The organism is Cyclonatronum proteinivorum (assembly GCF_003353065.1).
GTDB classification, from domain to species: Bacteria; Bacteroidota; Rhodothermia; order Balneolales; family Cyclonatronaceae; genus Cyclonatronum; species Cyclonatronum proteinivorum.
Map to the genome: position 1 here is coordinate 3,381,106 of NZ_CP027806.1, position 20,702 is coordinate 3,401,807.

Annotated in this window: 18 protein-coding genes; 16 read left to right on the forward strand and 2 right to left on the reverse strand. The window is 51.6% G+C overall.

Annotated elements, in window-relative coordinates; genetic code table 11:
- Positions 1-120 precede the first annotated feature (120 nt).
- Positions 121-1,035, forward strand: coding sequence for an AEC family transporter (locus tag CYPRO_RS12835; protein ID WP_114984996.1), 915 nt, complete (start codon positions 121-123; stop codon positions 1,033-1,035).
- A 23-nt stretch (positions 1,036-1,058) separates the two neighbouring features.
- On the opposite strand, the gene CYPRO_RS12840 is transcribed toward CYPRO_RS12835, so the two are convergent.
- Entirely contained in the window at positions 1,059-1,754 is a 696-nt protein-coding gene (locus CYPRO_RS12840) for a hypothetical protein (protein ID WP_124245621.1), read from the reverse strand.
- 224 nt (positions 1,755-1,978) lie between these two features.
- Here CYPRO_RS12840 and CYPRO_RS17035 point away from each other — a divergent pair, with 224 nt between their 5' ends.
- The 13 genes from CYPRO_RS17035 to CYPRO_RS12905 all read left to right on the forward strand — a co-directional run bounded on the left by CYPRO_RS17035 (position 1,979) and on the right by CYPRO_RS12905 (position 15,143).
- On the forward strand, positions 1,979-2,233 hold the full coding sequence (locus CYPRO_RS17035; protein ID WP_114985800.1) for a Smr/MutS family protein: 255 nt from the start codon (positions 1,979-1,981) through the stop codon (positions 2,231-2,233).
- 53 nt (positions 2,234-2,286) lie between these two features.
- Positions 2,287-3,081: a tryptophan 2,3-dioxygenase gene (locus tag CYPRO_RS12850; RefSeq protein ID WP_114984998.1), complete on the forward strand. Its 795-nt coding sequence runs from the start codon at positions 2,287-2,289 to the stop codon at positions 3,079-3,081.
- Between the two features lie 146 nt (positions 3,082-3,227).
- Positions 3,228-4,307, forward strand: a complete 1,080-nt coding sequence (gene recA, locus CYPRO_RS12855; RefSeq protein ID WP_114984999.1) for a recombinase RecA — start codon at positions 3,228-3,230, stop codon at positions 4,305-4,307.
- A 17-nt stretch (positions 4,308-4,324) separates the two neighbouring features.
- Positions 4,325-5,029: a regulatory protein RecX gene (locus tag CYPRO_RS12860; RefSeq protein WP_114985000.1), complete on the forward strand. Its 705-nt coding sequence runs from the start codon at positions 4,325-4,327 to the stop codon at positions 5,027-5,029.
- Positions 5,030-5,080: 51 nt separating this feature from the next.
- Positions 5,081-6,148, forward strand: coding sequence for an AI-2E family transporter (locus CYPRO_RS12865; protein ID WP_114985001.1), 1,068 nt, complete (start codon positions 5,081-5,083; stop codon positions 6,146-6,148).
- Positions 6,123-7,091 (forward strand): S66 peptidase family protein, encoded by a 969-nt coding sequence (locus CYPRO_RS12870; protein ID WP_114985002.1) that lies wholly within the window; start codon positions 6,123-6,125, stop codon positions 7,089-7,091. The genes CYPRO_RS12865 and CYPRO_RS12870 overlap by 26 nt, the downstream gene beginning before the upstream one ends.
- On the forward strand, positions 7,088-7,693 hold the full coding sequence (gene purN / locus CYPRO_RS12875) for a phosphoribosylglycinamide formyltransferase (protein ID WP_240644757.1): 606 nt from the start codon (positions 7,088-7,090) through the stop codon (positions 7,691-7,693). The genes CYPRO_RS12870 and purN overlap by 4 nt, the downstream gene beginning before the upstream one ends.
- Entirely contained in the window at positions 7,690-9,261 is a 1,572-nt protein-coding gene (purH, locus tag CYPRO_RS12880; protein ID WP_114985003.1) for a bifunctional phosphoribosylaminoimidazolecarboxamide formyltransferase/IMP cyclohydrolase, read from the forward strand. Before purN ends, purH begins: the two co-directional genes overlap by 4 nt.
- A 322-nt stretch (positions 9,262-9,583) precedes the next feature.
- Positions 9,584-10,642 (forward strand): rod shape-determining protein, encoded by a 1,059-nt coding sequence (locus CYPRO_RS12885; RefSeq protein ID WP_114985004.1) that lies wholly within the window; start codon positions 9,584-9,586, stop codon positions 10,640-10,642.
- Between the two features lie 33 nt (positions 10,643-10,675).
- A complete protein-coding gene (gene mreC / locus CYPRO_RS12890; RefSeq protein WP_114985005.1) occupies positions 10,676-11,518 on the forward strand; it encodes a rod shape-determining protein MreC in 843 nt (280 codons plus the stop codon).
- Positions 11,515-11,985: a rod shape-determining protein MreD gene (mreD, locus tag CYPRO_RS12895; protein WP_114985006.1), complete on the forward strand. Its 471-nt coding sequence runs from the start codon at positions 11,515-11,517 to the stop codon at positions 11,983-11,985. Before mreC ends, mreD begins: the two co-directional genes overlap by 4 nt.
- A 72-nt stretch (positions 11,986-12,057) precedes the next feature.
- Positions 12,058-13,899, forward strand: a complete 1,842-nt coding sequence (gene mrdA, locus CYPRO_RS12900) for a penicillin-binding protein 2 (RefSeq protein ID WP_114985007.1) — start codon at positions 12,058-12,060, stop codon at positions 13,897-13,899.
- Positions 13,896-15,143, forward strand: coding sequence for an FtsW/RodA/SpoVE family cell cycle protein (locus CYPRO_RS12905; RefSeq protein WP_114985008.1), 1,248 nt, complete (start codon positions 13,896-13,898; stop codon positions 15,141-15,143). The genes mrdA and CYPRO_RS12905 overlap by 4 nt, the downstream gene beginning before the upstream one ends.
- On the opposite strand, the gene CYPRO_RS12910 is transcribed toward CYPRO_RS12905, so the two are convergent.
- Positions 15,131-15,763 (reverse strand): ribonuclease HII, encoded by a 633-nt coding sequence (locus CYPRO_RS12910; protein ID WP_114985802.1) that lies wholly within the window; start codon positions 15,761-15,763, stop codon positions 15,131-15,133. The genes CYPRO_RS12905 and CYPRO_RS12910 overlap by 13 nt on opposite strands.
- Positions 15,764-16,046: 283 nt before the next feature.
- Here CYPRO_RS12910 and CYPRO_RS12915 point away from each other — a divergent pair, with 283 nt between their 5' ends.
- Complete coding sequence (locus CYPRO_RS12915) at positions 16,047-17,153, forward strand: vWA domain-containing protein (RefSeq protein WP_114985009.1); 1,107 nt, start codon at positions 16,047-16,049, stop codon at positions 17,151-17,153.
- Between the two features lie 398 nt (positions 17,154-17,551).
- On the forward strand, positions 17,552-20,653 hold the full coding sequence (locus tag CYPRO_RS12920) for a CotH kinase family protein (protein WP_114985010.1): 3,102 nt from the start codon (positions 17,552-17,554) through the stop codon (positions 20,651-20,653).
- The last annotated feature ends 49 nt before the right edge of the window (positions 20,654-20,702 follow it).

Below are 20,702 nucleotides of genomic sequence, written 5' to 3' on the forward strand. Positions count from 1 at the left end.
ATTTCAACTTAAACAAAATGTAAAGCTGTCAATGATATTCAGCAATAAACCTGCCTCAGTTTGCAGTCTCCTATTATTTTAGCGCCTTAAACGGGACATGAGATTCTATAAGCAAAGTATATGTCAAGCATTGTTCTGTTAGTTGTATGTTTGTGTATCGGGGTGCTCCTCAGACGCGTAAAGGACTTTCCGGAAAATACGCCCATGGTTCTGAATCAGTTTCTGATCTACATATCCCTTCCGGCTCTCGCTCTGATTTACATTCCTCAGATCAGTTTAACGAATGAGCTGTTAATTGCAGTCTCGACCTCATGGCTTGTATTGGGCTTTGCACTGATCATCATCCCCCTTTTGGGCAAATGGATGGACTGGTCACGCGGTACCGTTGGATGTCTATTACTTACAGCCGGACTGGGCAATACCTCATTTGTCGGTTTTCCGGTAATTGAGGCGCTTTATGGTGCAGAAGCGCTCAAAATTGCGCTTATGGTTGATCAGCCCGGATCTTTCGTTGCGGTGTCAACCGCTGGTATCATCATTGCCTGCACCTATTCAAGTACTGCCCTAAGGAAGCGGGATATCGCGAGAAAAGTACTCCTGTTTCCGCCTTTTATCACCTTTATCCTGGCTCTGGGCATGAACATGGCCGGCATTCAGGCACAGGATATCCCGCTTGAAGTGCTGGAGCGGCTCGGGGCAACCCTTGCTCCTATCGCACTGACTTCGGTTGGCATGCAGCTCTCTTTCAGCCTAAAAAAGGAATTCATCAAACCACTTGTATCCGGACTTTCTTACAAGCTGTTGATTGCCCCTTTCCTGCTGACCATACTTTTCATTTTCATACTGGGTGGCAGCGGTGATATTGTTAAGGTTAGCATCATGGAAGCGGCCATGGCACCGATGATCACAGGTTCTATATTGGCCATCATGTACGGACTTAACCCGCAGCTTGCCGCGCAGATGGTTGGCATCGGAGTGCCTCTTTCCTTTGTTACCCTTTATGGCTGGTATAAACTGCTGGAAGTGCTGGCCTGAGCTTAAGTCGCGGCCTGCGGGCATTATCCGTCAGGGTTCACGGTGATCACCACATCATGCTCAATCAGCACCAGTTTAAAATGCTGCTCCCAGTGCGCCTTCCGCAGCACATTGTGCAGGATGAGCCGGCGTAATTCCTCCGTATCGCCGGCCTTAATGCGAAGCAGCTCTTTGTGATAGCGGCTCAGATCGCGGATTTTGCGGTTGATTTCTTTTATAACAGGCTCTTCCGAAAAAGAATCAAAGGCAACCGACATAATCGGACGGCGAAATTTTGCCTTATAAATATAGCTGAAAGACATCCCCGAAAAATCGAATGATCCGGATGTTTCTACCGAACGGAGCTCCTCAGCCTCCTGAATGACTTCCGGAAGCGGCTTTCCGGAAAGGTCAACAAGGCAAACATGCCTGAAACCGGCACGAAGGGATTCAATGGTTGTTTTCTCAAGATATTCAAGGGCTTCGATCACCTGCAGCGGGTTTCCGCCGGAGGCTGCATGCAGCTGAAGTTTCTCAACGGGCACGGACTGCTTCAGGTTTTTTGAACGCTTCGCAGCTTCTGCGATATCTTTCCTAAAGCCTCCCCGAATAAATACATTTACCGCCTGCTGAAATGGCAGATCAACGCCGTACCGCTTGAACCGCAGTTTTTCACGATAAATTATGCCGGTAAAAAGCAAAACGACGGTAAGCAAAAAATAAAACGGTATGAGTAGCACTGATGAGCTATTTAGTATTTATTAAATTAACCGGCAATCCGGACACCGGCAGGTATGCAAAAGCAGGCAACTACGTCAGCGATAAGATAAGTGCTTCATACACCATCTTCCACAGCATCGCTGAACTCCGCCTGCCGCACGTCGGTTATCACAGCAAAACTGATCTCCCTGTTCGCACCGGCAAGCGAATTTCTATTGTTAACCCAAAATCACCTGAGCGATTCATGGCAAAGCTTAAACTGGACCTGCACGAGATTTACAACAAAGGTCACCTCATCGACCGCGCGCTGGAAGAAATTATTGAAGAAGCCGTATCCCGAAAAATCAGGTTGGTTGAGATTATTCCCGGCAAAGGCAGCGGACAGCTTAAAAAGAAGGTGATACGCTTTTTACAGCAAAAGCACATCAAGCCCTATTATCATCGCATGGAAAAAGACAGCAAAAACTTCGGGCGCTTGTTTGTACATTTCCGGTTCTGATTTAAACCGCATGCTTTAAGCATCCCTAACAGATTCGACGCCAAAATAAGCCCATGACTGTATCCAAATCGCTCACCTATACCCGCTACCTCAAAATCAACGAGCTGCTCGCGCTTCAGGAATGCAAGTCCGATCCTGAAGAACACGATGAAACCTTGTTCATCATCATTCATCAAACATACGAGCTTTGGTTTAAACAAATTCTGCATGAATTTGATCTGCTCAGACAGGAACTGAATGCGGGGCGTACCTGGACGAGCATTAAAACCATGCGACGCATCCTCACGATTATGAAAACCCTTGTCGGACAAATCGACATACTTGAGACCATGACGCCCCTTTCCTTTAATCAGTTCCGGAAATTCCTGGACAGCTCCAGCGGGTTTCAGTCTGTGCAGTTTCGCGAAATGGAAATACTCTGCGGTTTGCGGTATCCATTGATGACCAACGCGCACCGCGAAAATCAGCCCGCACTCGACATCATTAAAGGCCGTATGGAAGAACAGACCCTTTGGGAAGCGTTTATTACCTACCTCCAAAAACAGGGTCACAGCGCAAAAATTCCGGACAGGGTTAATGATAAAGGACTGATGTTCGAACCCCATCCGCACAATCAGCAGGTTCTGACTGATGTCATGCATAATGATCCTGAGTCATCGGTACTCTGTGAGCTGTTTGTTGATTTTGATGAAGGGCTGCAGGAATGGCGCTACCGGCATGTAAAAATGGTTGAGCGCACCATCGGAACCAAAAAAGGCACCGGTGGTTCGGACGGCGTCGGCTACCTCAGGAAAACGACCAACACCCCTATTTTCCCTGATTTATGGGCTATCAGGGCATATATCTGATTTTTTCTGCCGCTGAAGTGAAAGGTTTTTTCTTTTCGGAACTCTGAACGATGTCAAAACAGAATTAAAGTCATCGGGACTTTCAATTCACATACTTTATACATATACTTTGAGCAAAATCATACTCTCCAAACTTATTACTCGATATGGCAAATTCAGACAGACAGAAAGCGATTGACCTGGCCTTAGGGCAAATTGAGAAGCAGCATGGCAAAGGCACCATCATGCGGCTTGGCGATACTCCTATCGTTAACATACCCGTAATTTCTTCCGGGTCTATGATGATCGACGCCGCACTCGGCGTCGGAGGCTTCCCGCGGGGTCGTATAGTTGAGATTTACGGACCGGAGTCATCCGGTAAAACTACCCTTGCCCTGCACGTGATAGCCGAAGCGCAAAAAAAAGGCGGCTATGCGGCGTTTATTGACGCGGAAAATGCGTTCGATGCCAAATATGCCAAATCGCTGGGCATTAAAACAGACGAACTGCTTGTATCACAACCCGACAGCGGTGAGCAGGCACTTGAGATTACCGAGACCCTGATTCGTTCTGCCGCGCTCGACGTAGTGGTAGTCGATTCAGTTGCCGCACTCGTACCCCGCGCCGAACTTGATGGCGAAATGGGTGATTCACATATGGGTCTTCAGGCCCGACTGATGTCACAGGCGCTGCGAAAGCTTACCGGTATCGTAAACAAGACGCATACCTGTGTGATCTTCATCAATCAGATTCGTGAAAAAATTGGCGTGATGTTCGGGAACCCGGAAACAACGACCGGCGGACGCGCCCTTAAGTTCTACTCTTCGGTACGTGTGGATATCCGCCGCATCGGTACCATTAAAAAGTCAGATGAAGTAGTGGGTAACCGTACCAAAGTCAAGATTGTGAAAAACAAGGTCGCCCCGCCCTTCCGGGAAGTCGAGTTCAACATTGAGTACGGCAAAGGCATTTCGAGAATGGGCGAGCTGCTCGACCTTGCGGTGCAGTTCGATATTATTCAGAAACGCGGAAGCTGGTACCGCTACGATGGTGAGCCCATCGGGCAGGGCGCAGACGCGGCCCTTCAGTTTCTCACGGAAGATCCTGAACTGACCAACCGCATTGAAAAAATTGTGCGCGCCAAACTTATGCCGGATACCCTCACCGAAGAGGAAACCGCAGAAGCGGCAGCAGCCGGCGAAGCCCTGACCGCAGCGGCCAACACCAACGGAAAGGGCAAAAGCTAAGCCCGATCCGCACGTGAATGAGACGCCGAAATAAAACAAGACAAGAGCATAATGACGCCCCGGAGCCTGAATTCAGTCCGGGGCGCATTACTTCTGTCAGTACCCAAACCCGCAACAGCTCGCGGGTTTCTGTTTTTATAGAAGGGGCGTTTAGCTTCGGATGCTTCAAAGCCGTTTTCCTGGCATCCGGGCTGGCCGTGGGCCGGGAACTGGATGCCGCAAGCTACGCGGCTTTAATGAAAGAAGAAGCCCGGTTCAAACTGCGCGAATACTGGCTGGGATTGTTGGGGAGGCGGGCACATACCGCCGCAGAGCTCGTCCGCAAAGCAAGGCAAAAAGACTATGACGCCTCGCAGTTTGAACGCGTGCTTCAGGAGTTTCGCGAGCGCAACTACCTCAACGACGAAGCATTTGCGCGGGCTTACATTCAGGAAATGAGTACGATAAAAAAGTGGGGACCGGCCAAACTGAAGCTCGAACTCAGGAAAAGGGGGGTCTCTGACGAAGTGTCGAACCCGCTCATTGCAGCGCTGATTCCGGAGGATGACATCAGCGCCCTTGAAGCGCTTGTGCGTAAAAACAGCAGGCGATTCAAGCGCGAATCCGATATATTAAAGCGGAAAAAAAAGATAGCGGATCACCTGCTCCGAAAAGGCCACAAGCCGGAACAGGTGTTCCGGCATCTGGATCATTTCCTTGAAATAGTGAGCCAACAGCCTTAAAAACACGACAACCCTTCGCCTCAGGTTTAGCCCGACGGTTTACTGAACACCATGCTTAACTTTACCCCGGAAAAAGTTTTTCGCTTTCTGTTCTACACTGCCATTGGCGTGACCGTTGCCATGGTACTTTGGCGCTTCTCCGGGCTGCTGGTGTACCTGCTTTTATCGCTGGTATTGAGCTATATCCTGAATCCGGTTGTGAACCGCATGCAGGCCAACGGCATGCACCGTACGCTGGCGACTTTCCTTGTTGTGCTTTCGGTCCTACTGATTCTCATCTGGGCTTCAACAACCATTATACCCAATATTGGGAATCAGCTTCTGCGGCTTACCGCGCAGCTGAACGTAGAAACCGTGGCCTTCATCGCACGCTCGATCGAAGATTACACGCTTCAGCTTATCCCACAGCTCCCGCAGGGATACCTCACCGATAATGTAAACAGCTTCTTTGACCGCTTTTTTGATCTCGACAATGTGCAGGCACTGTTCGGGAATATCATCGGGGTCTTCACCAATTTATTCACCGCCCTGCTGATCCTGCCCTTTACCACCTTCTTTCTGCTCAAAGACGGAAGCAAGCTGCGCAGACAGATTCTTCAGCTTGTCCCTAACAAGTATTTTGAGACAACCGTCAATATCATCAGTCAAATCGAAATGCGGCTGGGCCGGCATTTTAAAGCGGTGGGACTACAGAGCACGCTCGTCGCCTTTTTTTCATGGATGCTGCTTAGCGTTGCCGGACTGAACAACGCGCTTTCGGTAGGGGTTGCGATCGGTTTAGCAAATACTATCCCATACTTCGGGCCGGTACTCGGCTACCTGCTGTCCATAGTTATTGCCATCATTGAAACCGGTGATTTCAGCCTGGTACTCAACTGCATTCTCGCTGTGATGATTGTTCAGATTATGGATAATGTCATTTTTTATCCGGCCATTTTTTCACGCTCGGCCAACATTCACCCGCTTTATGTGCTGCTCATTATTCTAATTGGTGCCGAACTTGCCGGCCTGATTGGTATGCTCGTCGCCATCCCCCTTTTCACGGTCATCCGGGTGATTTACAACGAAATTTCATGGAGTATCCAGAATTATTATGTCTTTAAGTCAAGGCAAACCTAAGCCTTTCATACCGCTGCGCCCTCTGCGCAAGGGAGGCACCATTGGTGTATTTTCGCCCTCTTCGCCACCTGTGGCCGAAAATACAGCGCAGGGCGTCCGCTACCTTGAGTCTTTGGGATACCGTGTTGTGCTCAGTCCCAATTATTCACAGCACGAAGATTATCTCGCAGGCAGTGGGGAACAACGTGCAGGCGACCTCATGGGCCTGATTTGCAACGATACTATTGACGCCATTTTTTGTACACGGGGCGGTTTTGGCAGCTTTATGATGCTCCCTTTTCTGGATTTTGAAGCCATCCGCAAAGCCCGCAAACTGATTTTAGGGTTCAGCGATGTCACCGCGCTCCAATGGGCTGTATATGCGAAAACCGGATTGCCTTCCATATCCGCGGGTATGGTAGCAACAGACCTGTCTTACCCGGCACGGGATCCGCAGTTTGAGTCTTTTTTTTGGGAGCTGATTGAGTCAGGTCATACGAACTGTACTTTTCAAAACACATTAAGCCATGCGGAAGAACAGGACGGCGTAGCAAGCTGTGAAGGCATCAGCATGCCCGGCACCATGTCGGTAGCGGCAATGCTGCTGGGTACGAAGTGGTTTCCGGTATTGGAGAACTGCATCCCGATTTTAGAAGACGTAGATGAGCCGAGGCATAAAGTTGAAGCCTACCTTACACAGCTTATACTGGGCGGCCATTTTGCAGCCTGCCCGGCAGTTGTTTTCGGACAGTTCACCGACGCCTCCGTTCAGGGCTACCCCGAAGTTCCTGAACTTCATACCATTTTCCGCCGGGCGACCCAAAAAAGCAGCCTTAAGGTTTTGCAGGGGATTGACTACGGGCACATTCCGGGTAAAATTTCATTGCCTTTAGGTGTGCCGATATCCGTATCTTTGGGATCAACGAGTATTTTGCGAACCCGGCAATCCATTTTCGAATCTTGATCCCAAGTATTGTAGTCGCTGCCTCCGGTGGTGGCACTAATTTTCAGGCACTTATCGACGCGGCGGCGCGAGAAGAGCTCAGCGTCCGTTTTAGCGGACTTATTGCCGGATCTGAAAATGCCGGAGCAATAAAGCGGGCTGAGAAGAATGGAATACCGATTTTTATATTACCGCGCCAAAACGACGCTGCTGCCGAAGCCCAAAGAATGCTGGATATTCTTGAGGCCTGTAAACCCGACCTCATCGTACTTGCCGGCTGGCTGCGAAAAATACCTGCATCCGTCCTGAAGCGCTACCCCGATCAGATCATCAATATTCATCCTTCGCTGCTCCCCAAATTTGGCGGCAAAGGGTTTTATGGTTTGAAGGTGCATGAGGCCGTTCTGGAAGCTGGTGAAACAGAGTCCGGCTGTACGGTGCACATGGTAAATGAGGCTTATGATGAGGGACATGTTTTGGGACAGCGTCGCATACCCGTGCTTCCTGACGACAGCCCGCAATCGCTTGCATCCCGGGTACTGGAACAAGAACATCAACTTTATCCCGCCTGCATCCGACAGCTGCTGCAGGAGCGGGTTTCTAAACCGAACGCCATATTATGATTCAGGCCTTTTCAGCCTTCCAAAAAAAGAACCTTTCGGTTAAGCGTGCCTTACTTTCGGTTTTTGACAAGACCGGCATTGCTGAACTCGGTACTTTTCTGCATGAACACGGGGTAGAACTGATTTCCACAGGCGGCACGTCGAAAGTGCTTGAAGATGCCGGACTGCCCGTGACAAGTGTTGACAGCCTCACCGGTTTTCCTGAAATGATGGATGGGCGCGTTAAAACCCTTCATCCTGCCGTACACGGCGCGCTGCTTTCCCGTCCGAACGTGGAAGCCGATATGGCTTCTCTCAGTGAACTCGGGTATGCGCCCATTGAGCTGCTCGTGGTAAACCTGTATCCGTTCAGCGAAACAGTAGCCGAAAGTTCAGGTTTTGAGACCTGCATTGAAAACATCGACATTGGCGGACCGGCTATGCTGCGGGCCGGAGCCAAAAATATCGATCATGTATGTGTGCTTACCTCTTCTGATCAGTACAGCGCTTTCATGCAGGAATTTAAAGAGCAAGACGCCACGGTGCGCTACAAATACCGGCTGCGTATGGCACAGCACGCCTTTCAGCATACCTCCATTTACGACACAGCCGTAGCGATGTACCTGTCGAAAGAGATCAAATCCGGTTTCCCGGATGTGCTCAACCTGCAGCTGCCCAAGTTTGCACCCCTCCGCTATGGTGAAAACCCGCATCAGGCGGCCGCTGTTTACGGCAATCAGGGGGACATCATTGAAGTCCTGCACGGCAAACAGCTCAGCTACAACAATTTGCTCGATGTTGACGCAGCCCTGAATCTGTTCCGTGATTTTCAGCATGATGAGCCCACCTGTGCCATCATCAAACACACCCTGCCCTGCGGGGTATCGACAAGGGCTTCCCTCAAAGAAGCCTGGGAAGCTGCATTTGCGACGGATACGATCAGCCCGTTTGGCGGCATAGTGCTGGTAAACCAGCCGCTCGACGCTGAAACCGCTCAGGCCATTGACACCATTTTCACGGAGATTATCATCGCTCGGGCATTCAGCGAAGCCGCCCTCGAGCTGTTGTCCCAAAAAGCAAACCGTAGGCTGGTTAAAATCAAGAACTTTTCAGCCACAGAAAGCCGCTACGCCTACCGGAGTATATTCGGTGGCATGCTTTGTCAGCAGCCTGACGCTGTGGCTACAGATACACGCAACTTTCAGGTCGTGACCCACAAAACCCCGACCGATCAGCAAATGGCCGACATGCTTTTTGCCTGGAAAGTGGTGAAGCGGGTGAATTCAAATGCCATTGTATTCGGGCGGGATCAGCAGACGCTTGGTATTGGCAGCGGTCAGCCGAGCAGGCTGGACTCCTCAGAGTTTGCGATTGCCAAAGCAGCCAAATTCGGCCATGACCTGAAGGGCGCAGCGGTAGCTTCTGATGCTTTCTTCCCGTTTCGGGATGGTATAGACGCAAGTGCCAAAGCAGGCGCGGGCTGTATCATTCAGCCGGGCGGCAGCATTCGCGATCAGGAAGTTATCGACGCCGCCAATGAACACGGAATCTGTATGATTTTTACGGGCCGAAGACATTTTAAACACTAAATTTGCTGCTGTGATTGCTTATTTTCCCGCCCAACGTATCATAACCATTTTCAGCAGTACCATACACCTGATCGCGCATGAATTTCAATTTTCTCCAAGCTCTGTTTTCCTATTTTACGGGCAGAAAAAATAAGGTGAAAGCCATTCGTGAGTGCCCAAAACGCGGGCACAGCTTATCTGTTCATTAAAACCGCTTACGTGCAGCCCTAACCGTGCAGAATAATTCAGCGTTAGTTCAGAACGTGCAGATTCAGATTGGCACCCCAAGTTGTGCAGCAATCTACCCTTAATTTTTATCGTATTTAATTCTCCTTCTTTCCTTATGCAAGCAACTGAAACCCCGGAAACAACAAAAAATCGCCCCAAAAAACAGTCCGCATTTGACTGGCTTTACACGGACATTGCTATTGACCTTGGAACCGCCAATACGCTGATCTATGAACGCGGGAAAGGAATTGTGCTCAATGAACCTTCTATCGTAGCCATGGATGCCAAAGGGGGCGTTGTAGCCATCGGGCACGAAGCCCGGCTCATGCACGAAAAAACGCACCAGAATATCCGGACCATACGCCCGCTGCGGGACGGCGTTATTGCCGATTTTGAAGTAGCTGAGCATATGATTCGCGGCATGATTAAAAAAGTAAAAAAGCGCTGGTACTCTTCAACCCGAAAAATGGTCGTTTGTGTGCCTTCAGGCATTACGGAAGTTGAAAAACGCGCCGTCCGCGACAGTGCAGAGCGCGCAGGTGCGAAAGAAGTTTTTCTGGTTGATGAGCCCATGGCTGCCGCTATCGGTATCGGTCTTGATGTGCATGAACCCGTCGGAAACATGATTGTGGATATCGGTGGCGGTACTACCGAAATCGCGGTTATTGCCCTCTCCGGAATTGTGTATTCACAATCTGTCCGGATTGGCGGGGACAAGCTGAACGAAGTTATCATCAATTATTTCCGCCGCAATCACAACCTGCTTATTGGGGAGCGAACGGGTGAAGAAGTCAAGATGACACTGGGTTCAGCAACGCCGCTTGATGAAGAAATCGAAATGTATGCGAAAGGTCGCGATCTGATCAACGGCGTGCCCAAAACCAGGGTTGTAACCTCGCGCGACGTGAGAGAAGCACTATCAGAAACTGTAAACACTATTGTCGAATCTGTCACCAAATCTCTGGAGCAAACCCCGCCGGAGCTGTCTTCAGACCTGCTGGACCGGGGTATTATGCTTACGGGCGGCGGGGCCCTTCTCAAAAACCTGGATCGGCTTATTATGGAGACTACCGAGCTTCCGGTTCATATCGCCGAAGATCCCCTAACAGCTGTTGTACGGGGTACAGGGGCTATTCTCGAAGATATTGATTTCTACAAGAGCGTACTCACCTAATCCTAAGCGGGCACCGTCCGGCATTTGCACTTTATGAGAATCAGGTTTACCAAGATTGGAGATATCCGGGATCAGCTTATATCCGCCGGTCTGATTTTGGTCGCCCTGCTTATGATTGTTGCCCGGCAGGATGAAGCGTTTCAGAATGTCAGAAAAGTTTCTATTACGCTAATAAGCTACGTTGAAGCACCGCTTTCCAACGTGCGTGTTTACCGCTCTGCCCTTCGCACCAATGCGGCACTGGAACAAAACACCATACTGCTGCAGGATGAAATCAGCCGTTTGCGATCGCTTCGGGATGAGAATGACGTACTCCGGGCGCTGCTGAATTTCAGAGAAAACTCCGAGTTCGACATGCAGCCGGTCCGCATTGTCTCCAAAAACCTGACCGGAATCAACAACAATATTATTGTAAACGCAGGAGCCTCCCACGGTCTTGAAATTGGTATGCCCGTTGTGAATCACGAAGGGCTCATCGGTACGGTCACCCTTATGGCAGACCGGCATGCGCAGGTTCTGCCGCTTTTCAACAGGCAGTTCAGGGCAAGCGTACGACTCGAAGACAGCCGGGCATTCGGAATTCTTTCGTGGGAATCCGATAACCTATCGGAGCTTGTCGTCAACTTTGTGCCCCAGACCATTCCTGTACAGCCCGGTATGCGGGTGTTTACTTCCGGGCTGAGCAACAAACTTCCCGCCAATATTCCGGTCGGAACGGTTATACGGGCCATACCGGAACCGGGTCGTGAAACGCAGCGCATTTATGTCGCGCCCTATGTTAATTTTTCAACCCTGGCCGAAGGCCATGTTTTGCTGTATACGGTTGAAGCAGAAATCATCGAGCTGGAACAAGAATGGCAGGAAATGTTTGAATGAAACAGTCTCTTGCTATCGACCTCTTTATCGGGCTTGCTGCCGTACTGCTTCAGGTGATGATATTCCGGCACCTTGAATTATGGGGCGTAACCCCTGACGCCGGATTTCTCTACATTCTCGGCCTTTGTGCCATAAGACCCCGCACCTACGCCCTGCTTACAGGTGCTGCAATTGCGATCCTGCTCGACATCTTTCTGGATACCTGGGGTATCCACTTATTTAGCTTCACCCTCCTGATACTGACCACACATTCGCTGATTGCTACGCAGTGGGAAAACAAGCTTTTGATTGGGCAGACTTTTCTGCTGCTGCTTGTTTTGTCGGCCGTTTATCATCTTATTTTTTTGCTTGTTGCCTCCTTTGCGGGTATTTACGATACAAGCCTGCTGTTTTTAAACTTTTGGCTGGGCAGCAGTTTATATACCGCCCTTGTTGGTATTATATTATACCTGCTGTTAATTGATTAATTCATCAGCCGCGGGCAGCCGCCCCGCTGATGAAGTGCTGATTTTTTCTACTCTTTTTTTGCGTCACCTGCTATGCCTGTAGCCTCCCAGGACCCCCGTCGTCACCGCATTGTTGTAATCGTACTGCAGCTTCTTGTAGTTTCTGTATTCCTCACCCTGTTTGGCCGGCTGATCTACCTTCAGATTTATCAGTTCGAGATTTATAACCCTATCAGCGAAAGAAACAGCGTACGGCAGCAGGTTGTCAATCCGGCAAGGGGGCTTATTTTTGACCGGCACGGCGATCTCATCGTTGGGAACGAGCCCTCCTTTACGATAACCATCACCCCGCTTAATTTCGACCGGGATAACATCCCCCTGCTTGCCGAACTGACGGGCACATCCGAAGAAGAAATTACTGAACTTGTTGATGAAGCGCGCACCTTCTCGCTTCACCGGGAAAGCCGGCTGCTGCGGGATGTCGATTTCAAAACCTTTTCCAATATTCAGGAAAATCTGTGGCGTCTGCCCGGTATCAACCATCAGGTCGAAGGCAAGCGCAGCTATCCTTCTGATGCCCGCCTTTCACATGTGTTAGGCTACCTTGCCGAAGTAACGCGCGGAGAGATGTCGGCCTCTTCGTTTTACCGCATGGGTGACCTCATCGGGCGAAGCGGTATCGAGCGGATTTATGAAAATGAGCTTCGCGGCGATAAGGGCACCCAATTCGTAACGGTGAACGCCCTGGGACGTGCACTGGGCCCTTTCAATCAGGGACAGCTTGACGTGAATCCGGTACAGGGCCTGAACCTGCACACGACCTTAGACATAGAGCTGCAGCGCGTAGCTGAAGAACTCATGGAAGGCAAAGTTGGCGGGGTTGTTGCCCTAAACCCCAAGACAGGCGGCATTCTGGCTATAGCAAGCGCCCCCGATTACGACAACAGCCGGCTTGCCGGCCGGCTCGACCGGGCGTACTGGCAGGCCGTTAATGCGGACTCCCTTACCCCTCTGTTTAACCGTGCTGTCGCGACCCTGCAGCCTCCCGGCTCAACCACAAAGCCGATGATGGGGCTGATCGGTATGCGGCTCGGACTTATTTCCGAAAACACAACCATTCACTGCAGCGGCGGCTACATGCGCGGCCGTTTTTACCGCTGCCTGCGCAGGCATGGCGATCAGAATATCAAACAAGCCATTGAAACTTCCTGCAACACGTTCTTCTATGCGCTGATGGACCAAATCGTGACCCGTCACGGCCTCAACGTCTGGACCCGCATGATGAATGATTTCGGCATGGGCATCTCAAGCGGGGTTGATCTCACCGGGGAAGTTCGCGGGCTTGTGCCCGACAGCACCTACTTCGACCGCGTTTTCGGGCGCCGCCAATGGGGTCTCGGAGACATGATTAACCTCGGTATTGGTCAGGGCGCAATGGGGACCTCCCCCCTTCAGATGGCCATCGCAACCGCCGTAATTGCCAATGGCGGCCACAGGATACAGCCCCATATTGTGGATCACGTCACCTACGCGGGCGGCAATATTGTTCCTGTTCGCCCGGAGCCGGAACGCATAGAATGGATGCAACCCAAACACCTGAAGGCTGTTCAGTACGGCATGCGCAACGCTGTCACGGAAGGTTCGGGACGCTTCTACGCCAACCTCAGGGACGTTGCCGTAGCGGGCAAAACGGGCACCGCGCAAAATCCTCACGGTCAGAATCATGGCTGGTTTATCGCTTACGCGCCGGCCGAAGACCCCGAAATTGCGATTGCCGTGCTGCTTCAGAATGCAGGCTTTGGGTCCATATCCGCAGCGCCCGTTGCGGCTATGATGTTTGAACAGTACTTCCACGGGGAAATCCGCCGACCGCATATTTACCGGATGATGCTGGAATTTGAACCTGCACCTTTTAACCCCAACCGCAACCCATGAAGTGGTATAACCGATTCGACTGGCTGATCTTTTTTAGCTGGCTCATTTTATCTCTGATCGGGCTGGTTGCCATTTACAGCGCTACGCAGGGACCCATGCACCGCGACACCTTCATTGCCGGAAACTTTGACCGGCAGGTGCTTCATGTTGCCATCGGCCTGGTTATCATCATTCTGATGCAGTTTCTCACGCCGCAAACCTATGTGCAGTTAAGCTGGCCGGTTTACATTCTTTGCCTGTTTATTGCACTGCTTACCGTGTTCTTTGGTATTGAAGTTGGCGGTGAGCGCAACTGGCTGAATGTCTTCGGGTTCCGGCTTCAGATCAGTGAGTTCATGAAACTTGCGACCATCATGGTCATCGCCGGGTTTCTGGCTTCGCAGCGTCAGTTTTCAATTGAAGAGCCGAAAACACTGCTGGTGCTACTCGTTCTCGTAGCGCTGCCGGTTGGATTTATCACCCTGCACGGCGATACCGGCACAAGCATGGTTTATATCGGCATGATTCCATTCCTGCTCTTTTGGGCGGGGCTCTCATTTGGCCTGTCCCTGCTCATGGTGATGCCCGCTGTTTTGGCCTATCTCACGGTTGTGAACATTGTGGCAGCGGGAATTGTGGCCGTTATGATGTGCGGGATGATTTTTCTGGTTGACCGCCGCCCGATGGTTACCGTTAGCGGGGTATTGCTGGGAATCGCCGTAATCATTGGGGTGCAGGTTGCGCTTACCGAAGTCCTTCAGCCCCATCAGCGGGCACGGGTTGAAGCATTCACCAACCCCGCTGTTGACCCGCAGGGTGCCGGCTGGAACGTGATTCAGGCTAAAACAGCCATCAGTTCCGGCGGGATTTACGGGAAGGGTTTCCTGCAGGGCACCCAAACGCAGCTGCGCTTTCTGCCTGAACAGCAAACCGATTTTATTTTCTGTGTCATCAGCGAAGAGTTCGGCCTGATAGGCGCAGGCACGACACTCTTTTTCTTCCTCATCCTGCTTTCCCGCATGGTGTTTATTGCCGGCAGCCATAAACACGCCTTTGCCCGGATCACCATCATTGGTATTGCCTCAATCTTCCTGGTTCACATCATCGTGAATCTCGGCATGGCTACAGCTTTGCTGCCGGTTATCGGAATTCCGCTGCCGCTGATTAGCTATGGCGGCTCTTCTTTTCTGAGTTTCAGTATCATGATCGGGCTGTGCCTGAACCTGCGCTTTTATGAGCGGAGCTTCAGCATTTACGACTCATAGCCGTTCCGGGGCGCGGTTGTCAGTACCTTGTCGGTTCGCAGCCTGAAACTGCGGCGGTGCAGCGGACTGATGCCGCAGGCCTCAAGTCCGGCATAATGTGTCCTGGTCGGATACCCAACATTCGTATCCCAACCGTACCATGGATACAACTGATGCATGCTGTACATCAATTCGTCCCGATACACTTTCGCAAGGATGGAAGCGGCAGCAATACTCGCGGAACGGGTATCGCCTTTAACAACACATTCGTAGGGGATCAGGGAAGCGGTGAACCGGTTTCCGTCAACAAGCAAAAAATCAGGCGTGGGATCAGCCGCCTCGACGCACTTTTGCATTGCCAGAAAAGACGCTTGTAAAATGTTATGGGTATCAATTTCCTGCGGGCTGCACTCTTTCACTGCATAAAACACGGCTTCCTTCCGGATTCTTTCCGCGACTTGACACCTTAGCGCATGTGTCGGGATCTGCTTGCTGTCGGTAATTCCGGCACAATTGAAATCATCCGGTAAGATCACCCCTGCCGCTACGACCGGACCGGCAAGACAGCCCCTGCCGACTTCATCAAGCCCCATCACACGGCTAAAGCCCTGCTTCCAAAGCTGTTGTTCAAAATGAAGCATATCAATTGGCATGCTGTTCTTCTTCTTCATGAGAAACTTGGGCTAAGGTTTTGGTCGCGTGCTTAAAAAGAAAAAAGTACTTCGGATCGTGCAAGGTGCTGCGTGCAGGTCTGCAAAGCCATCCATCGAAAAAACAAAAATAACAAATTACCGCGGCGCTAACACAGCAAGACTTCTGCCTTCATCCGCAGGCATGGCTCTCGAATGAAGCGCTTTACAGAATGATTCAACAGATCAAGCTGTTACCGAAACAGCTCAATATCATCTCAAATTAACTGCCTCCATGCGTTTTCTCTATCAAAAATGGGACCCCCGGTTCGATCAGTCTAAGTCAAAACCGGCTTTTGACCGCCTCAACGAAATTTTTCAGCAGCTACTGTATATCAGCAGCGGTGATGTGGGGCAGGCTTTGAAATGGCTGACAGAGCTGGATAAGGAGTACAATCTGACAGCGGAGTACGACAATTACGGCATTGCTGATTTTATCAAAGAGCTGGAGGAGCGGGGGTACATTAAGTATGATGCCGAAGAGGTAGAAGTCGTGATCACCCGGAAAATGGAGCGCAGCCTTCGTACGCGGGCTTTGGAAGAGGTTTTCCGCAACCTGCGTAAAGGCGGGGCCGGACAGCATAAGACGGCACATCAGGGCAAGGGGCTTGAGCGTGAGCCTGAAACACGCGCCTGGCAATTCGGCGACGATGCCAATCAGTTCGACAGCACCGGCACCCTCCTGAATGCCCTGCGCAATAGCCCGATCGATCAGTTCAGCCTTACCGAGAATGATCTGCGCGTGTACGAAACAGATCACAACACCAGCATGGCAACTGTGCTCATGATTGATTTAAGCCACTCGATGATTTTGTACGGGGAGGACCGGATTACCCCGGCGAAGAAAGTCGCCATGGCGCTTGCTGAGCTTATCCTGAGCCGATATGCCAAAGACAGCCTCGAGATCATCGCATTCGGCAACGATGTGTGGAAAGTATCGATAGATGAGCTTCCGTACCTGAGTGTAGGCCCGTATCACACCAATACGCTCGCCGGACTCGAGCTTGCACGGCACCTCCTGCAGCGGAAAAAACACGCCAACAAGCAGATTTTCATGATTACCGACGGTAAGCCCTCAGCCATGTACGAAAACGGCAAGCTCTACAAAAACAGCTTTGGCCTCGACCGCAAGATCGTTAACAAAGTACTAAACGAAGCGACGCAGTGCCGCAAAGAAAAAATTACGATTACTACCTTTATGATTGCGCAGGACCCTTACCTGCAGAATTTTGTCCGTGAGATGACCGAAGCGAATAAAGGACGCGCCTACTTTTCAGGGCTGAACAAGCTCGGCGGTTTCGTACTTGAGGATTATGTGCGAAACAGGAAGAAGAATGTGTGAAGGGATATAATTCAGGGAGGCTTCCTGCTCCCGAAGTTTTGACGCATGGGCAACAAATGTTCCGACCGTCTGCACCAGGCCTTTTTACGGTTTAGTCTTCTGAGCCCTCGATTCTGAAAACACCCGGGTTTCTGTTTGGCACTTATTTATGTTTCGATGCCATCAGCTAATCATTTGCGGTTCAGTGCAGGTGTATATGATGATGAATCTTCATGCGCCGGACTTCCATGCCTCAGCTATACCCCATTTGTATTCCTTTGCCGCATAACCTATTTTTGATAATGGATTTAATTCCATCTCCGCACATATCTTCATCAATTAATTTTGTGCGAGCGGCCATTTTATTTAGCGGTTGATTACATCCGCAACATGCCTCACTTTATTGTTTTAAGCTATCTATGCCTTCCCGCCGTAACGACTTCGAATGCCCCCATCTGCCGGTTTCCACTGTACCTTCAACCATGCGACACGTCCGTAAACTGACGCTCCTGTTAACCCTGATATTGGGCATCAGCTTATCAACAGCTCCGCTTGATGGCATGAATGCGCAGGCACAGGCACAGGGACTGGTTGTTATCAATGAGTTTCAGGCCTCCAACCAAAATACAATAGCCGATGAAGACGGCGATTACGAGGACTGGATTGAACTTCATAATCCCGGTACAGCACCCATCAGCCTGGGGGGCTTCGGGCTTTCAGATAATGACGGTAATCCGTTCAAGTGGATTTTGCCGGATGTAAGCATTCCTGCCGGTGGCTATCTTCTGGTCTGGGCTTCCGGCAAAGACCGCAGCAATCCGGGCGGGGAACTTCATACCAACTTCAGCATTTCGGCTTCCGGCGAGCCGCTGCTCATCACCCGTCCAAATGGCAGCACAGCCGATTTCATCCCCGCGCAGCAGCTGTATCCTGACATTTCCTACGGCCGTTTGCCCGCCGGCAGCGGCTTCGGATTTTTCGCAACGCCCACGCCGGGCAGCAGCAATACTACCACTGCCTATGCAGGCATAACGCCTCAGCCCGAATTTTCACAGCCGGGCGGCTTCATCACAGGTCCTGTCAGCCTCAGCCTGAGTCTTGAAAGTCCGCCTGAGACAAGAAATGGTGATGCAGGGCGTGGCACCATCCGCTACACCTTATCTCATAACAAACCCGGCGAGGGGGAAGACACCGCCGTTTATGACACCCCGCTTACCATTGACGGCACCCGAATCGTTCGGGCAACAGCACAATGGCCGGACTATCTGCCAAGTGAGCCGGTCACTGAAATCTTCACACGTATCACGCCTGCCGTGGAAGCCTTCAGCTCCAATCTGCCGGTGATGGTCATGCACGAGCACGGCACCGAAGTTACGCCGGGCGACCGCAGCCCGGTGAGCTACCTCATGCTTGAACCGGGTTCGGACGGCCGGGCGCGTTTCAGCTCCCCGCCCGCGATTCAGAGCCGCGGGGTTGCCAACATACGGGGCAACAGTTCGCAGATGTTTCCCAAAAAAATGTTCGGCTTTCATTTGTATGATGATTTTGACCGAAGCCGGAACGAAGCCCTCTTTGGCATGCCCGCTGATCACAACTGGATTCTGTATGCGCCTTACAGTGATAAGTCGCTGATGCGCAACGTCATATCCTATCATCTTGGCGCGGAGCTGCACGGCTACGCCCCCCGCACCCGCTTTGTCGAACTCTTCCTCAACCCCGGCAACGGTGCCCTCAATGACGGACACTATCACGGCGTTTATGTGCTCACCGAACGGATCAAGTGGGGCGAAGGGCGCGTGGATATTCCGGTTCCGGGACGCGACAACAGCGATCCCGGTGCGCTCACCGGCGGCTACATTTTCAAGAAGGACCGTCTGAATGAAGGTGACAGCGGCTTCACGACACAACGCGGGACGATGTTTGCCTTTGTGCGACCGCAGGAACGGGACATGACACCGGCCCGCACAGACTATCTCAGGAACTACCTGAGCAGCTTTGAATCTGCCCTCTATGGCAACGACTTTACCGACCCGGCGACCGGATACCGCGCATGGATTGATACCGAAACCTTTATCGATCACTTCATCCTCACTGAGCTGCTCAAAGAAATTGACGGCTACCGCCTCAGCACCTATTTCACCAAAAACCGGCACGAAAAACTGCGTATGGGGCCACTTTGGGATTTCAACCTGAGTCTCGGCAATGCAAACTATCTCACGGGGGAAAACCCGGAAGGCTGGTATTACACAGAGCCCTCCAACGGCAATCACTGTTACATCGGCTGCGGCGTGCGGGACTGGTACGTGCGCATGCTGGAAGATCCCGCTTTTGATGCACAGCTTCGTCAGCGCTGGCAGATGCACCGGCAAAATCAGCTGTCGGAAGACTATCTGAACGAGCTGATCAGCAGCCTGCAGGATGAGCTGCAGGAAGCGCAGGCGCGTAATTTCATCCGCTGGCCCATTCTGGGACAGTACGTATGGCCCAATTACTTCGTGGCCGAAACCTGGGAGGAAGAGCTTGAATGGATGCGGGACTGGCTCATGACCCGCCTGGCCTGGATTGATGAGCAGCTGGATGATGACAGCGAACCCAAAGAAGCCCGCCTTGCCAACTTTTTCTTTTTCGGCGAACAGCTTCCCAACAACACCCCGCTGGAGGAAATCGGCAACCGCTATGCCGCTTTTGATGTCGCACACCTTACGTTTGAATCGGCCCTCAGCGGCTACCCCTTCATCTCAGATCATCCCGACTGGCGCCGTGCAGCCCTCGAGCGCAGAAACAGGCCGACCGACCTTAATTACCGGGAGCGCGGCAATGCGCACATCCCCTTTGATGATGCTGATATGCGCGGCATTCAGGTACGTCAGCCCTTCGCGGGCGACGGGGGCGAGAATGCGCTCATCCTGCACCTGCCTGCCTCCGAAACCGGCGGACTCATCCTGAGCTTTGCCGCCATGGACGAAGGGGCCGCTGAGTATCTCGATATCAGCTACTCCGTCGCCAACGGGGAACCGGTCTGGCGCACCGACGGCCTAAACCAGCACAAGCTCCCGCTGCAGGACAGCTATCAGCTTTACACCATCGATCTCGGCCTGATTGAAGAAGCCAACCAAAACCCGGACTTCAAGGTCCGCATCGGTTTCGGTGGTACCGATATGTCGGTAGATGATGGCAACCGGGTGACCTTCAACAACATCGCCTTTGAGTACCGGCTTAACGGATCAGACTTCGTGAATCTGCCGGAAGAGCAGCCCCGCGCCCTTCAGTTGATGCAGAACTATCCGAATCCGTTCAATAATAACACCATCTTCGAGTTCACCATACCGTCCCAAGGTTTCACCGAATTGTCGGTTTATACGGTTCTGGGTCAACGAGTAGCCGTTGCCGTAAGCGACGTATTACCGTCGGGCACCTACCGCATTCCTTTCAATGCTACGGGTCTCGCAAGCGGGGTGTACCTCTACCGCCTCACCCACAACGACCGCTCGGTATCCCGCAAATTCTTGCTATTGAAGTAAATCTGGGATTTGGCGGTTGGCTTTTTGCGGTTGGCTCTTGGCCATTCGC